The 13,934-nt window shown below is 72.7% G+C and carries 11 protein-coding genes; 8 read left to right on the top strand and 3 right to left on the bottom strand.

Annotated elements, in window-relative coordinates; all coding sequences use genetic code 11:
• The first annotated feature begins 517 nt into the window (after positions 1-517).
• The gene (locus tag CP973_RS07735; protein ID WP_425281994.1) at positions 518-3,916 is read left to right on the top strand and encodes a glycoside hydrolase family 84 protein; all 3,399 of its coding nucleotides are present in this window, start codon (positions 518-520) and stop codon (positions 3,914-3,916) included.
• A gap of 157 nt (positions 3,917-4,073) precedes the next feature.
• Here the strand turns inward: CP973_RS07735 and CP973_RS07730 are convergent, their stop codons facing one another.
• Positions 4,074-4,610 carry an HNH endonuclease gene (locus CP973_RS07730; RefSeq protein WP_003982442.1) on the bottom strand — a complete coding sequence of 179 codons (537 nt, stop codon included), beginning with the start codon at positions 4,608-4,610 and terminating at the stop codon, positions 4,074-4,076.
• A 278-nt stretch (positions 4,611-4,888) separates the two neighbouring features.
• Between CP973_RS07730 and CP973_RS07725 the strand changes: the two genes are divergently transcribed.
• The 5 genes from CP973_RS07725 to CP973_RS07705 all read left to right on the top strand — a co-directional run bounded on the left by CP973_RS07725 (position 4,889) and on the right by CP973_RS07705 (position 10,750).
• Positions 4,889-5,962 (top strand): mechanosensitive ion channel family protein, encoded by a 1,074-nt coding sequence (locus tag CP973_RS07725; RefSeq protein ID WP_150238751.1) that lies wholly within the window; start codon positions 4,889-4,891, stop codon positions 5,960-5,962.
• A gap of 212 nt (positions 5,963-6,174) precedes the next feature.
• Positions 6,175-6,699: a (2Fe-2S)-binding protein gene (locus CP973_RS07720; RefSeq protein WP_150243267.1), complete on the top strand. Its 525-nt coding sequence runs from the start codon at positions 6,175-6,177 to the stop codon at positions 6,697-6,699.
• Entirely contained in the window at positions 6,696-7,715 is a 1,020-nt protein-coding gene (locus tag CP973_RS07715; RefSeq protein ID WP_150238749.1) for an FAD binding domain-containing protein, read from the top strand. Before CP973_RS07720 ends, CP973_RS07715 begins: the two co-directional genes overlap by 4 nt.
• Positions 7,712-9,868, top strand: a complete 2,157-nt coding sequence (locus CP973_RS07710; RefSeq protein WP_150238747.1) for a xanthine dehydrogenase family protein molybdopterin-binding subunit — start codon at positions 7,712-7,714, stop codon at positions 9,866-9,868. Before CP973_RS07715 ends, CP973_RS07710 begins: the two co-directional genes overlap by 4 nt.
• Positions 9,869-10,117: 249 nt before the next feature.
• Positions 10,118-10,750, top strand: coding sequence for an SUKH-4 family immunity protein (locus CP973_RS07705; protein WP_150238745.1), 633 nt, complete (start codon positions 10,118-10,120; stop codon positions 10,748-10,750).
• Positions 10,751-10,753: 3 nt separating this feature from the next.
• Here CP973_RS07705 and CP973_RS07700 read toward each other — a convergent pair whose 3' ends face one another.
• Together CP973_RS07700 and CP973_RS07695 are read right to left on the bottom strand one after the other, a co-directional pair.
• Positions 10,754-10,951 carry a DUF397 domain-containing protein gene (locus CP973_RS07700; RefSeq protein ID WP_150238743.1) on the bottom strand — a complete coding sequence of 66 codons (198 nt, stop codon included), beginning with the start codon at positions 10,949-10,951 and terminating at the stop codon, positions 10,754-10,756.
• Positions 10,948-11,835 carry a helix-turn-helix domain-containing protein gene (locus CP973_RS07695; RefSeq protein WP_150238740.1) on the bottom strand — a complete coding sequence of 296 codons (888 nt, stop codon included), beginning with the start codon at positions 11,833-11,835 and terminating at the stop codon, positions 10,948-10,950. Before CP973_RS07695 ends, CP973_RS07700 begins: the two co-directional genes overlap by 4 nt.
• 154 nt (positions 11,836-11,989) lie before the next feature.
• On the opposite strand from CP973_RS07695, the gene CP973_RS07690 reads away from it, so the two are divergent.
• Positions 11,990-12,421 carry an ATP-binding protein gene (locus CP973_RS07690; protein WP_150238738.1) on the top strand — a complete coding sequence of 144 codons (432 nt, stop codon included), beginning with the start codon at positions 11,990-11,992 and terminating at the stop codon, positions 12,419-12,421.
• 135 nt (positions 12,422-12,556) lie between these two features.
• Positions 12,557-13,696 (top strand): ROK family transcriptional regulator, encoded by a 1,140-nt coding sequence (locus tag CP973_RS07685; RefSeq protein WP_150243265.1) that lies wholly within the window; start codon positions 12,557-12,559, stop codon positions 13,694-13,696.
• The last annotated feature ends 238 nt before the right edge of the window (positions 13,697-13,934 follow it).

Below are 13,934 nucleotides of genomic sequence, written 5' to 3'. Positions count from 1 at the left end.
AGTGGGACACGACCTGCCCTACCCACTCGGGGCGGTCGCAGACGTACCCATTCAATCAACGTGGCCCAGGTCACACATCCCTCGTGCAGGCGATTTACCGGTGGCGGACGGGTGGCGGCGCAGAGATGCCCACCGGGGAGGCGTTCCGGAGGAAGTCCTCCGGGGCGGCCGAGCGGGGCGCGCCGCCGGGGCGGGGCGCCCCGGGCGCCACCCGGGCCCCGGCCCACGGCGCTCCGCCGACACGCCGCGACACGCCGGTCACACAGGGCATACCCGGCACTTCGCCTTCCGCCGTTGACACCCTCACCACCACAGTGGTGGGCTCACTGCCGAAGGCTTGTCCGGCGGGGTTCCACGGGGTGCAGGGCCCCGCCGCGAGAGTCGGCTCAGGGGCGCGCGGCCGCGGGGCGGCCGGGCAGCGGCCGGCCGGTGCGGACACCGGTCGGACGGTGTGCAGGATTACGGGGACTGAGGAGAGACCGTGCGAGTCCGGAACGGCGTTCGGGGCGCCGGAGAGATGGGCAGGCAGGGCGAGGGGACCGGGAGCGGCGGCACGCGCCCGGGCGGCGCGGGGGACGACGGCGCACACCGTACGAACGGCGCCGACCGCGCGTACCCGGCCGACCGCACATATACAGCCGACCGTACGTACCCGACCAACCGCCCGCACCCGGCCGACCGCACATACCCGGCCGGACCCACCAGCATCGGCACCGGCAGCGTCGGCCGCCTCGGCTCCGTACGGGCGCGGGCCCGTACGCGCGTCGCCGGGGCCACCGCCCTGGCCGCCGCCGTCATCGGCGGGCTGCTCGCCGGCACCGCCCCCGCCCACGCGGCGCCCGCCGACCCGGTCGTCGGCACGCCGGACCTGCCCCGGCAGAACGACGGCCGGACCACATCCGCCGGGCAGTTGCCCGCCGTGTGGCCGCGCCCGCAGTCGATGCGCGCGGGCGGCGCCGCCGTACGGCTGGGCGACGAGGCCGCCGTCGTCGCCGCGCCGGACTCCGACCCGTACGCCCTGGAAGCGCTGCGCGCCCTGCTGCGCGACGCCGGGGTCCGTACGGTCCACGACGTCGCGCCGGGGCAGAAGCCGCCCGGCGACGACCCGGTCTTCCGCGTCGGCGGCGCGGACGCGGAGACCGCGCTGCGGGCCCTGCGCGCACCCGCCCGTGGCGACCTGCCGTCCGGCGGCTACCGCCTCGCGGTCGGCGAGGTCGCGGGCCGGGACACCGTCGCCCTGGACGGCGTCGGCCCGGACGGCCTCTTCCACGCCGTGCAGACCCTGCGGCAGCTCGTCGTGGACCGTTCCGCGGGCGGCGCGGGCTCGGAAAGTGACGGCAAGGGCGGCAAGGAACTGGCGCCCGCGGTCGTCCGCGACTGGCCGGGCACCGCCGTACGCGGCATGACCGAGGGCTTCTTCGGCCAGCCCTGGACCTCGCAGCAGCGCCTGGACCAGCTCGACTTCATGGGCCGTACCAAGCAGAACCGCTACCTCTACGCGCCCGGCGACGACCCGTACCGCCAGTTCCGCTGGCGCGAGCCCTACCCCGCCGCGCAGCGCGAAGAATTCCGGGCGCTGGCCGAGCGGGCCCGCGCCAACCACGTGACGCTCGCCTGGGCCGTCTCCCCCGGCCAGGCCATGTGCATGTCCTCCGAGGACGACATCAAGGCGCTGCGCCGCAAGGTGGACGCGATGTGGGCGCTGGGGGTGCGCGCCTTCCAGCTCCAGTTCCAGGACGTCAGCTACAGCGAGTGGCACTGCGACGCGGACGCCGACACCTTCGGCTCCGGCCCGGAGGCCGCCGCCAAGGCGCACGCGAAGGTGGCGGACGCGCTCGCCGACCACCTCGCCAAGAAGTACCCCGGCGCGGCGCCGCTCTCCCTCATGCCGACCGAGTACTACCAGGACGGCTCGACCGCCTACCGGGACGCGCTCGCCGCCGCGCTGTCCGACCGGGTCGAGGTCGCGTGGACCGGCGTCGGCGTCGTCCCGCGCACCATCACGGGCGCCGAACTGGCCAAGGCCCGCCAGGCGTTCGGCCACCCGATCGTCACGATGGACAACTATCCGGTCAACGACTACGCGCAGGACCGTATCTTCCTCGGCCCCTACACGGGCCGCGAACCCGCCGTCGCCACCGGTTCCAACGCGCTGCTGGCCAACGCCATGGCGCAGCCCACGGCGTCCCGCATCGCGCTGTTCACCGCCGCCGACTTCGCCTGGAACCCGCGCGGCTACCGGCCCGGCGCGTCCTGGCAGGCCGCCGTCGACGACCTGGCCGGCGGCGACGCCGCCTCCCGCGCCGCGCTGCACGCGCTGGCCGGCAACGACGCCTCCTCGGTCCTCGGCACCGACGAGTCCGCGTATCTGAAGCCGCTGATCGAGACGTTCTGGAAGACCCGCGCCGCCGCCACCAACAGCGGCGACCGGGAGGACGACGAGCGCTACGCCCAGGCCGCCGCCCGGCTGCGGGCCGCCTTCCACACGATGAGCGGCGCCCCGGAGCGGCTCGCCCCCGCCCTGGCCGACGAAGTGCGTCCCTGGGCCCGCCAATTGGCCCGCTACGGCTCGGCGGGCGAGCGCGCCGTGGACATGCTGGTGGCGCAGGCCCGCGGGGACGGCGCCGCCGCGTGGTCCGCGCAGCGCGCCGTGCAGGACCTCCGCAAGAAGATCAAGAAGAGTCCGGCGACGGTCGGAAAGGGCGTTCTCGGGCCCTTCCTCGACCGTGCGATGACCGAGTCCGACGCCTGGACCGGCGCCGCCTCCGACAACAGCGCCCGCCCCGGCACCACCCCGCGGCCCGAAGAGGGCGCCGGCCCGGCCTCCCTGTCCGTCCCGTTCGGCCGTCCCCGCCCGCTGACCGCGATCACCGCGCTCACCGAGCCGAGCCCGTCCTCGGCCGCCGTCTCCGTGGAGGCGCACGTCCCCGACGAGGGCTGGCGCCGCCTCGGCGGCCTGTCCGACTCCGGCTGGACGCAGACCGAGGCACGCGGTCTGAAGGCCGACGCGATCCGGCTGGCCTGGAAGGACGGCACCGCCCCGCCGTCCGTGCACTCCTTCACCCCGTGGTTCGCCGACACCCCGGCGGCGGGCCTGGAACTGTCCCGGGACACGCTCGACGCCGACACCGGCGGCACCGCCTCCGTGGACGCCCGGATCTTCTCCCGCCGCCCCGCCGACGTGGAGGGCAAGCTCACCGCCAAGGCCCCCAAGGGCTTCACCGTACGGGCGCCGGAACACGTCACGGCCCCGCGCGGCGGCACCGCCACCGCCCGTATCGAGATCACGGTCCCCAAGGACGCGCGGTCCGGCACGTACGAGATCCCGGTCACCTATGGAGACCAGAAGCGGACGCTGACCCTGCGCACCTACCCGCCCACCGCCGGGCCCGACCTGGCCCGCGGCGCCACGGCCACCTCCTCCGGCGACGAGACGCCCGACTTCCCGGCCACCGCCGCCACCGACGGCGACCCGAAGACCCGCTGGTCCTCCCCCGCCCGGGACGACGCCTGGCTCCAGCTCGAACTGCCGCGCCCGGTCCGCCTCGGCCGTCTCGTCCTCACCTGGCAGGAGGCGCACGCCGCCGCCTACCGCGTGCAGGTCTCCGCGGACGGCGTCACCTGGCGTACGGCGGCCACCGTCCGCGACGGCAAGGGCGGCCGGGAAACCGTGCGCATGGACGCCGGGAACACCCGTTACATCCGCATTCAGGGCGACAAGCGGGCGACCCGCTTCGGCTACTCGCTGTGGAGCGTGGAGGCGTATGCGGTGAAGGGCTCGGACCAGCAGCAGCCGAAGCCGCCCCGGCCGCCGGGCAACTCACAGCCCGGCATACCCGCCCGGCCCACGCCCGCCGGGAACACGGCCGGTGGCGGGCCATCGGCCGACGGCATGTGGACGGGCGACGGCCGGTAGCCGACGCGCACCCCGGGCCCGGACGACGGCCGATGAACGATGCGCGTCCCGAATCCTGGACCGGGACGACGTCCGACAGACGACGCGCACCCCGGACCCCGGGCCCGGACGACGTCCGGGCCCGGCCGGGAGCGCCCCGCCATGCAAAAACCCGGACCTAAGCCGATACGGCGTCGATCCGGGCCAGCGCGTCATCCGCCCCGTACGGCTGCAGATATGGCAGCCAACGGGGGTCCCTATGCCCCGTGCCGATGATCCGCCAGGCCAGGCCGGACGGCGGGGCGGGCTGGTGCCGCAGCCGCCAGCCGATCTCGGCGACGTGCCGGTCGGCCTTGACGTGGTTGCAGCGGCGGCACGCGGCGACGACGTTCTCCCAGGTGTGCTGGCCGCCGCGACTGCGCGGGACGACGTGGTCGACGCTGGTTGCGACGCCACCGCAGTACATGCACCGGCCGCCGTCACGGGCGAACAGCGCTCGACGGGTCAGGGGGACGGGACCGCGAAAAGGCACCCGCACGAACCGCTTGAGGCGGACCACACTCGGGGCGGGCATCACACGGGTCGCGCTGTGCATCAGGGCGCCGGACTCCTCAAGGCTGACGGCCTTTTCGTTGAGGACGAGGATGAGCGCGCGGCGGAGCGGTACGACGCCGAGCGGCTCGTACGACGCGTTGAGGACCAGGACATGCGGCACGGGTGCCTCCTTGTACGCCGGCGGCGCGTGGCTCGCGCCGGGACGATCTCTCCACAGTGTCCCCCGGTGCCTGGTCGTGGCGCCACCATCACCGGGTAACGGGTCCGAGGTGTTTTCGACCACACACCTTTACTTCCCCCCAAAAAGTCCCGCAATTGGTCCGGTCACTCTCGAACACCGGCGCGGACCGCCCCCGTTGCCCCGTTAGTGTGGTTGGTCTGCCCGGGTCACGGTCCGTCCCGACCCTGGGTCTGCTGTCCCACACGGAGGTCCCTGCTGTGTTCTGGTCCGCTTCCCCAGCCGCCGCGACGCCCGGCCCGCACCGCCGGGCGTCACTCGACGACGCCACGGAGAAGGCCACCAACGCCGCCGGATGGGTGGAGGAGAACTGGGCGACCTGGCTCACCTCCGCCCTGCAGATCGCGCTGATCATCGTCATCGCCGTCATCCTGCGGCATGTGATCCGGCGCACGATCACCAAGCTCATAGAGCGGATGAACCGCACCGCGACGGCCGCCCAAGGCACCGCGCTGGGCGGGTTCCTGGTCAACGCCGAGCGCCGCCGGCAGCGTTCCGAGGCCATCGGCTCGGTGCTGCGCAGCGTCGCCTCCTTCGTCATCCTGGGCACCGCCGCGCTCACGGTGCTGTCCGTCCTGAAGATCAACCTGGCGCCGCTGCTGGCCAGCGCCGGCGTCGCGGGCGTCGCCATCGGCTTCGGCGCCCGCAACCTGGTCACCGACTTCCTCTCCGGCGTCTTCATGATCCTGGAGGACCAGTACGGGGTCGGCGACGAGATCGACGCGGGCGTGGCCACCGGTACGGTCGTCGAGGTCGGCCTGCGCGTCACCAAGCTGCGCGGCCCCAACGGCGCCATCTGGTACATCCGCAACGGCGAGGTCAAGCGCATCGGCAACCTCAGCCAGGGCTGGTCCACCGCCACCGTCGACGTCATGATCGCCCCGGACCAGGACCTGGACCGCGCCCGCGACGTCATCAAGGCCGTCGGCGAGGAGATGTCCGGTGCCGAGCCCTGGAACGAACAGCTCTGGGAACCGGTCGAGGTCCTCGGCCTCAGCGAGGTCCACCTCGACTCCGTGACGATCAGCGTCTCCGCCAAGACCATGCCCGGCAAGGCCCTCGGCATAGAACGCGAACTCCGCTGGCGCATCAAGAAGGCCCTGGACGCGGAGGGCATCACCCTGGCGCCGCGCCCCACCGCCGCCGCACTCGCCGACGAGCCCCCGGCCCCGGACCCCAGCGCCGCGGTCGCCGCGCCGTCGGCCCTCGCCAGCCCGACTTCCCCGCAGTCGCTGGCCACTGCGCCCATACCGGCGCCGAATCTGAGCAAGTAGGGCGCCCGACCGCTGAGACGGCACTGCCCCGGTCCGAGCATGTCCGGACCGGGGCAGTTCGCGTACAGCCGCCGCGCCGGGGAATCCCGGAGGCCGGTCCGGCTCCGCACCACCACGGACGCCCCCGATCGCCCCGACCGGCCCTCTGCCTTACGGGCGCATCACCCACATGCCCCCGTTTACCGCCCCCTCCCCTGGTGACTCGCCCCACCATGGAGACCGAGATCAGGCTGCGTGTCGACGGGCAGGAGCACGAGGTGGCGGTGGATACGCGGACCACCGTGCTGGATGCGTTGCGGGAGCGGCTGGGGATCACCAGTCCCAAGAAGGGGTGTGACCACGGGCAGTGCGGGTCGTGCACCGTGCTGCTGGACGGGCGGCGGGCCACGACCTGTCTGGCGCTGGCGGTGGCGCACGACGGGGCGGAGATCGTCACGGCCGAGGGTCTGGGTACGGACGGCGAACTGCATCCCGTACAGGAGGCCTTCGTGGACCACGACGCGCTGCAATGCGGGTACTGCACGCCGGGCCAGGTGTGTTCGGCGGTCGGTGTGCTGCGGGAGGCGGCGCAGGGGTGGCCCAGCGTGGTCACCGAGGTGGGCGCGGAAGGCGACATCGTGCTCGATCAGGAGGAGATCGCCGAGCGGATGAGCGGCAATCTGTGCCGTTGCGGGGCGTATGTGAACATCGTTTCGGCGGTCGCGGCCGCCGCCGAGGCCGAGGGAGCGGGCCGGTGAAGCCGTTCCGGTACGAGCGTGCCACCGACGCCGCGCACGCGGTGGCCACCGTGGCGGCGCACCCGGGGGCCGCGTTCCTCGGCGCCGGCACCAACCTCGTCGATCACCTGAAGCTCGGCATCACCGCCCCCGACCTGCTGGTCGACGTCAGCCGGCTGCCCCTGGACGAGGTGGCGGAGCTGGACGACGGCGGCCTGCGGGTGGGCGCCAACGTCCGTAACGCCGATCTGGCCGCGCACCCCGCCGTACGCGCGCGCTACCCGGTGCTCTCCCAGGCCCTCCTCTCCGGCGCGTCCGGGCAGCTGCGCAACCTCGCGACCACCGGCGGCAACCTCCTCCAGCGCACCCGCTGCGCCTATTTCCAGGACCCCAGCACCCCCTGCAACAAGCGCGACCCCGGTTCCGGATGCGCCGCCCTGGAGGGCTGGACCCGCTATCACGCCATCCTGGGGGCGTCCTCGCACTGCGTGGCCGTGCACCCCTCCGACATGGCGGTGGCGATGGCCGCCCTGGACGCCGTGGTCGTGACCCTGGGCCCGGACGGCGAGCGCCGTATCCCGGTCACCGATTTCCACCGGCTGCCCGGTGACGCGCCGCACCGGGACACGGTGCTGCGGCACGGCGAGCTGATCACCGCCGTCGAGCTGCCCGGCCTGCCGTGGGCGGCCCGCTCCCGCTACCGCAAGGTGCGCGACCGCGCCTCGTACGCCTTCGCGCTGGTCTCCGTGGCGGTGGCCCTCGATCTGGAGGACGACGGCCGCACCGTACGGGAGGCGCGGATCGCGCTGGGCGGGATCGCGCACAAGCCGTGGCGGGCCGAGCGTGCCGAACAGGCGCTGCGCGGGCTGCCGGCCACCGAGGAGAGCTGCCGTACGGCGGCCGACGCCGAGACGGCCGACGCCCACCCGCTGCGGGACAACGCGTTCAAGATCCCGCTCGTCCACAACACACTGGTCGCCGTCGTACGCGATCTCGTACCGGAGACCCCGGGCAGCAGCTTGGAGGGGGCACGATGACGAGCACATCCGGGAGCCGCCGGGCCGTCGGCGCGGATCTGGAGCGCGCGGACGCCCGGGCCAAGGTGGCCGGCAAGGCCCCCTACGCCTTCGAGCACCGCGTGGAGAACCCCTGCTACGCGCACGCCGTGCTGTCCTCGGTCCCCCGCGGCCGCATCACGGCCGTCGACGCCGAGGCCGCGCGCCGGGAGGACGGCGTCATCACCGTACTGACGTACGAGAACGCCGAGCGGCTGGCGTCCACGGAGGACGCGGAACTGGCGATCCTCCAGGAGCCCGAGGTGGCGTTCCGCGGGCAGATCGTGGCGGCGGTGATCGCCGAGACGCCGGAGGCGGCACGGCACGCGGCCTCGCTCGTACGGATCACCTACGCCACCGAACCGCACACGTCCGAACTGAAACCGGACGAGAACGAGCTGTACCGGCCGGAGTCGGCCAACGGCGGTGCGGACACGGACAGCATCCTGGGCGACCTGGACGCCGCCATGGAGGCGGCCGCGGCGGACCCGGACGCGGTGGCGCTGGACGAGACGTACGTGACGGCGATGACCCACTGCAACCCGATGGAACCGCACGCGACGATCGCCGTGTGGCAGGGCGACGAGCTGACGCTGTACGACTCGTCCCAGAGCGTGCACGGGCACCGCGACACCCTGGCCGAGGTGTTCGGCCTGGACCGCGGCCGGGTGCACATGATCTGCCCGTACGTCGGCGGCGGCTTCGGCTCGAAGGGCGAGCCGCACGCCCACTCCGTACTGGCCGCGCTGGCGGCCCGCGCGGTGCCCGGGCGGCCGGTGAAGTTCGCGCTGACCCGGCAGCAGATGTTCACCCTCGTCGGCTACCGCACCCCGACGTACCAGCGGGTACGGCTCGCGGCCGGCGCCGACGGGCGGCTGACCGGCATCGGCATGGACGCCGTCGAGCAGACCGCGCGCATCAAGGAGTTCGCCGAGCAGTCCGCCAATCCGACGCGCACCATGTACGCGGCGCAGCACCGGCGCACCACCCACCGGCTGGCCCGCCTGGACGTGCCGGTGCCCTCCTGGATGCGGGCGCCCGGCGAGTGCCCCGGCATGTTCGGGCCCGAGGTCGCCATGGACGAACTCGCCGAGCGCCTCGGCATGGACCCGGTCGAGCTGCGCATCCGCAACGACGCGCCGGTGGACCCGGAGACCGGCAAGGCCTTCTCCAGCCGCAATCTGGTGGCGTGCCTGAAGGAGGGGGCCCGCCGCTTCGGCTGGCGCGACCGCGACCCGCGCCCGGGCGTACGGCGGGACGGCCGCTGGCTGGTCGGTACGGGCGTCGCCTCGTCGGCCTACCCGGTCAACCGCGTTCCCGGCTCGGTCGCCGCGGTCGAGTACCTGGGCGGGGGACGGTACCGGGTGGACATCGCCGCGGCCGACCTGGGCACCGGCGCCTGGACCGTGCTCGCCCAGATCGCCGCGGACCGGCTGGACGTCCCCCTCGACGCCGTCGAGCTGCGCATCGGCGACACCGCCCTGCCCAAGGCGACCGTCGCGGGCGGCTCCGCCGGTACGGCGATGTGGGGTTCGGCGATCGTGGCGGCGGTGCGGACGTTCCGCAAGCGCCATGGGCACGACCCGTCCCCCGGCGACCACGCGCAGGCCGAGACCCCCGGCAACCCGCACGCCGAACGCTTTGCGATGCACGCGTTCGGCGCCCAGTTCGTCGAGGTGCGGGTGGACGCCGACACCGGCGAGATCCGCGTACCGCGCCTCCTCGGCGTCTTCGCGGCGGGCCGCATCATCAACCCGCGCACCGCCCGCTCCCAGCTGATCGGCGGCATGACGATGGGCCTGTCCATGGCCCTCCACGAGGAAACCGTCACCGACCCGCGCTACGGCCTCCTCGTCAACCACGACCTGGCGAACTACCACGTCACCGCCAACGCGGACGTCCGCCGGATCGAGGCCCACTGGATCGACGAGGACGACCCCTACGTCAACCCCCTGGGCATCAAGGGCATCGGCGAGATCGGCATCACGGGCACGGCGGCGGCCGTGGTCAACGCGGTGCGGCACGCGACGGGGGTGCGGGTGCGGGAGGCGCCGGTGATGTTGGACAAGGTGCTGGAGGGGATGGAGTCGGGTGAGGGGGCCGGGGCGGGTCTCGGAGAACGGGGCGGCACGTAGCCGACACTGCGGACCGGGTGCGGCGGCGATCCGGCAGGAGGCGGCCGTTCTCTCGCAGCCGAGCACATGGGCCCAGAACCCGGGCAGCTCGTGGAAGATCAGGTCGCTCTCGGCCTGCGGGGGCACTGCCCTGCCGAACCCACGCCCGCCGCTGCCCATGCATCCATGATCGGTTGTCAGTGCCGTGCGGTTCACTGTTCACAGCACGACGGACCGGTGAGGACGAAGGAAGTACGGGGGGGCTGACCGATGAGTGGGACTGCAACGGAAACGGGACAGCAGGCGGGCGCTGCCGCCGTGGACCGGGAAGCACTGCTGGCCGCGGCTCTGGAGCCGACGGCGGAGTGGCTGGAGTCGGTCTTCGGCGCCGGGGCGCTGTGGCGCCCCACGGAGGGCGAACTCCCCGAGCGACTGGAACACGCGGAAACCCGCACATTCCTCACCGAGGTCGGATTCCCGTCCGTCCACCTCGGCTTCGTGGACTACGACTCCACCGATCTGCCCCGGAAAGGCCCCTGGGCCGAAGACCCGGACGAACTGTTCGGCAACCGCTACCCGGACGACGACTCCCCGCCGAAGTCGTACGCCTACGGCATGGGCGAGTCGCTGAACTATTCCCTGATGCTCATGGGCAACACCGGCCGCATCTCCCTGTACGACCCCAACGGCTGGGACCACGCGGCCGGATACGCGGGCCACGTGGCCGACAGCCTGCCGCTGCTCGCGGGGGCACTGGGCCTGCTGGCGTCCTACGAGGACCGGCTCTTCGGGGATGACCACGAGGCGGTCCTGCACGAGCTCCGCGAGCTGATCGACGCATTGGAGCCGGTAGAGGGGTGCCGGTTCTGGGAGGAGATATTCCAGTGGCTGGAGGACCAGTAGCCGTCAGTCGCGGGCCGCTTTCACGGAGGCGATGAAGGCCGCCCAGGCCGGGGCGGGGAAGAGGAGGTGCGGGCCGTTTGGACGCTTGCTGTCACGTATGGGGACGGGTGAGTGGGCCGGGAGGCTGTCGGCTATCTCCAGGCATTCGCCTTGGCCGCCGCTGTAGGTGCTCTTGCGCCAGGTGACACCCGTGACGTTCACGCTCGGTACTCCTTGGAGATGATGCATTCGATCCGGGCCACGGACTCCGCGGGCGAGAGGGCCGACGTGCGGGCGTCGTCGAAGAGATCACGGTAGCGCGCGACCTCCGATTCCTGCTCCAGCCAGATGTGACCGGTGGGGTGCTCCATGAGCACAACGTCCAGAGCCGACACCTGCGGAAAGCTCAGCAGCAAGTACGGACCGAACATACCTCCATGAGCGCCACGCGAGAACGGGAGCACCTGAACCGTCACGTTCGCCAGCCCGGTCATGGCAACCAGGTGTTCCAACTGGGCGCGCATCACCTCAGCACCGCCCACCCGTTGGTGCAGCACGCCCTCCGCCATGACGGCCCAGACGGACAAGGGCTGCTCAGCGGTGAGCCGTTCCTGGCGGGCAGCTCGCACTTTGACGAACTGCTCGATCTCATCCGGCGTCTGCCAGGCTTTCGAGGCCACGGTGACAGCCCGCGCGTAGGCGGGTGTCTGTAGCAAACCGGGAATCAGCTGGCTCTGGTAGGTCCTGATGCTGTCGGACACGGCCTCAAGGGCGATGTAGTCCCGGTACGTGTCCTCCAAGACGGGCCCGTACTGATTCCACCAGCCCTCGCGGCGCCGCCGGTTGGCGGAGCGAGCGAGAGTCGTAAGCCGCTCCAGGACTTGGCCGTCACCGACACCGTATGTGTGCAGCAGCGCCATCAAGTCGGGTACCCGAACCGGAACACGGCCGTTCTCGATACGACTGATCTTCGCTTTGGTGCAGTCGAGAGCTTCGGCGGCAGCTGAGGTGGACAGCCCGGCAGCTTCCCGGTACTGCCTCAGTTCATCACCCAACTGTCGACCCAGGACGGTGGACGGCTGAACGGTGGAGCGTCGTGCGGACATGCAACCTCCCCTGGCGAGCGGCCAGTTTGGCGAACCCGCGACGAGGTCCGCAACGGAACTTCACTCTTTCGTGGCACCAAGAAACGTTGCTCGAAGTAATTGGATGGGTGCAGTCTGCTGAAGGTCCGTTCTCGCACCCTCCGAGGGGTTCGCCATGATCGAGCAATCGCTTCGCCCTGCCTCCGTGACCCACCGGTTCCCCCGTAACAGGCGAAGCCCCGGCCAGGCGCGGCGGGCCTTCCGGAAGTGGGCCGCCGCCCAGGGGCTCAGGCCCGTCACCATCGAGGCCGGTGAAGTGGTGCTCGGCGAGCTGGCCTCCAACGCCGTGCTGGCCGCCACCGGGCCCGGGCGGCGGATCGAGATCCACTTCGCCCTGACCGGCGACACCCTTCGCATCGAGGTCTCGGACGCCGGGGACGGAACCCCCGTCGTCCGCTCCCCCGGGCCCCTGGACGAGCACGGCCGCGGCATGGTGGTCGTGGAAGCGTTGGCCGACGCGTGGGGTGTGGTGGACCGCGCCGGGCCGGGTAAGACCGTGTGGGGCGCGCTCAAAGTCAATGGTCCAGACCCATTGACGTCCCGCTGACGCGGCGCTTACGTTCCTGTGCATCGATTGGAAACTTTCCTAACAGAACGCGACGGAGCGGGAATCGGGGCGGGCGTCATGGCCACAGGGCAGGGCGGGCAGGGGACTCCTGGTACGCCGCGGGTGTTGCGGGCCATGAACGACCGGGCCGCGCTCGACCTGCTCGTGGCGCAGGGGCCGCTGACCCGTACGCAGATCGGCGCGCTGACCGGGCTGTCCAAGCCCACCGCGTCGCAGTTGCTCGGGCGGCTGGAGGCGGCCGGGCTGGTGCGTACGACGGGCAATGTGACCGGACGGCCGGGGCCGAACGCCCAGTTGTACGAGGTGAACCCGGACGCCGCCTACGTGGCCGCGCTCGCCGTCGACCAGGGCGGGATCACCGCCGCGGTCGCCGATATCGCCGGGCGGGTGCTCGGGGAGGAGCGGGTCGGTACGGACGCGGTGGAGGACGACGCGCCCCGTAAGACGGCGCAGCTCGTGGCCTCCGCCGTGGACGGGGCGCTGGAGAAGGCCGGGCTGACGCGGGAGCGGCTGCACGGGGCGGTGATCGGGACGCCCGGCGCGCTCGACCCGCAGACCGGTGTGCTGCGGTACGCGCCCCACCTGCCCGGCTGGCACTCGCGGGCGCTCCAGGAGGAGCTGGCCGGCGTGCTGGGCGTGCCGATCGTGATCGAGAACGACGTGAACCTGGCGGCGGTCGCCGAGCAGCACGACGGCGCCGCGCAGGACTTCGACGATTTCGTGCTGGTGTGGGCCGACGAGGGGGTCGGCGCGGCCATCGTGCTCGGCGGGCAGGTGCTGCGCGGGGCCACCGGAGGCGCCGGCGAGATCGGCTACATGCCGCTGCCGGGCGCGCCGCTCGCCCGCGGCGGCGACCGCGACGCGGCCCGGCCGGACGCCGGCGGGGGCTTCCAGCGCCTCGTCGGCTCGCCGAGCGTCGTGGAGCTGGCGCGGGAGTACGGCGTGGCGGATGCGCGTACGGTTCCCGAGGCGCTGCGCGACGCCCGCGTACGTGCCGAGGTGGCACGGCGCCTGGCGACCGGGCTGGCGGCCGTGGTCGCCGTCGTGGACCCCCGGCTGGTGGTGCTCTCCGGGGAGGTCGCCCAGGCGGGGGGCGAGGTGTTGCGCGAACTGGTCGAGGGTGAATTCACCGGGCTCGCGCTGCCCCGGCCGGAGATCCGGATCAGCGATGTCGAGGGGAATCCGATGCTCATCGGCGCGCTGCGAACGGCGCTCGCCGAGGCGCGCAACGCCGTATTCGACACGGCGCGATGAGACGGTGCACAGGACCGGCAACGGTACGGACGGACACCGCCGCCACGGGCCGATTATCCGGCGGTCGGCGCATCGCTCGGGCACATCGCCCACACGCGTCGCCCAGACGCATCGTTCAGACGTTTTCACCCACACCATGAGCCCGGACGGCTCTCCTCGTGCCGGACGCGCCCGGTCCCGCACCGGCGCCGGAAGGCCCGCACACGCACCCAGTCGCACCACCTCCTGTCATCACCCC

Origin of the sequence: Streptomyces albofaciens JCM 4342, assembly GCF_008634025.1 — a bacterium.
GTDB lineage: Bacteria > Actinomycetota > Actinomycetes > Streptomycetales > Streptomycetaceae > Streptomyces > Streptomyces albofaciens.
The sequence above is the reverse complement of the archived record's forward strand: the minus strand, read 5'-3'. Positions and strand labels throughout refer to the sequence as shown.

What these genes read in the sequence shown, in the direction of transcription:
- CP973_RS07735 (WP_425281994.1), top strand. Translation starts at nt 518, where the DNA reads ATGGGCAGGCAGGGCGAGGGGACCGGGAGCGGCGGCACGCGCCCGGGC.
- CP973_RS07720 (WP_150243267.1), top strand. Translation starts at nt 6,175, where the DNA reads ATGGAGACCGAGATCAGGCTGCGTGTCGACGGGCAGGAGCACGAGGTG.
- CP973_RS07695 (WP_150238740.1), bottom strand. Translation starts at nt 11,835, where the DNA reads ATGTCCGCACGACGCTCCACCGTTCAGCCGTCCACCGTCCTGGGTCGA.
- CP973_RS07685 (WP_150243265.1), top strand. Translation starts at nt 12,557, where the DNA reads ATGAACGACCGGGCCGCGCTCGACCTGCTCGTGGCGCAGGGGCCGCTG.
- CP973_RS07710 (WP_150238747.1), top strand. Translation starts at nt 7,712, where the DNA reads ATGACGAGCACATCCGGGAGCCGCCGGGCCGTCGGCGCGGATCTGGAG.
- CP973_RS07705 (WP_150238745.1), top strand. Translation starts at nt 10,118, where the DNA reads ATGAGTGGGACTGCAACGGAAACGGGACAGCAGGCGGGCGCTGCCGCC.
- CP973_RS07690 (WP_150238738.1), top strand. Translation starts at nt 11,990, where the DNA reads ATGATCGAGCAATCGCTTCGCCCTGCCTCCGTGACCCACCGGTTCCCC.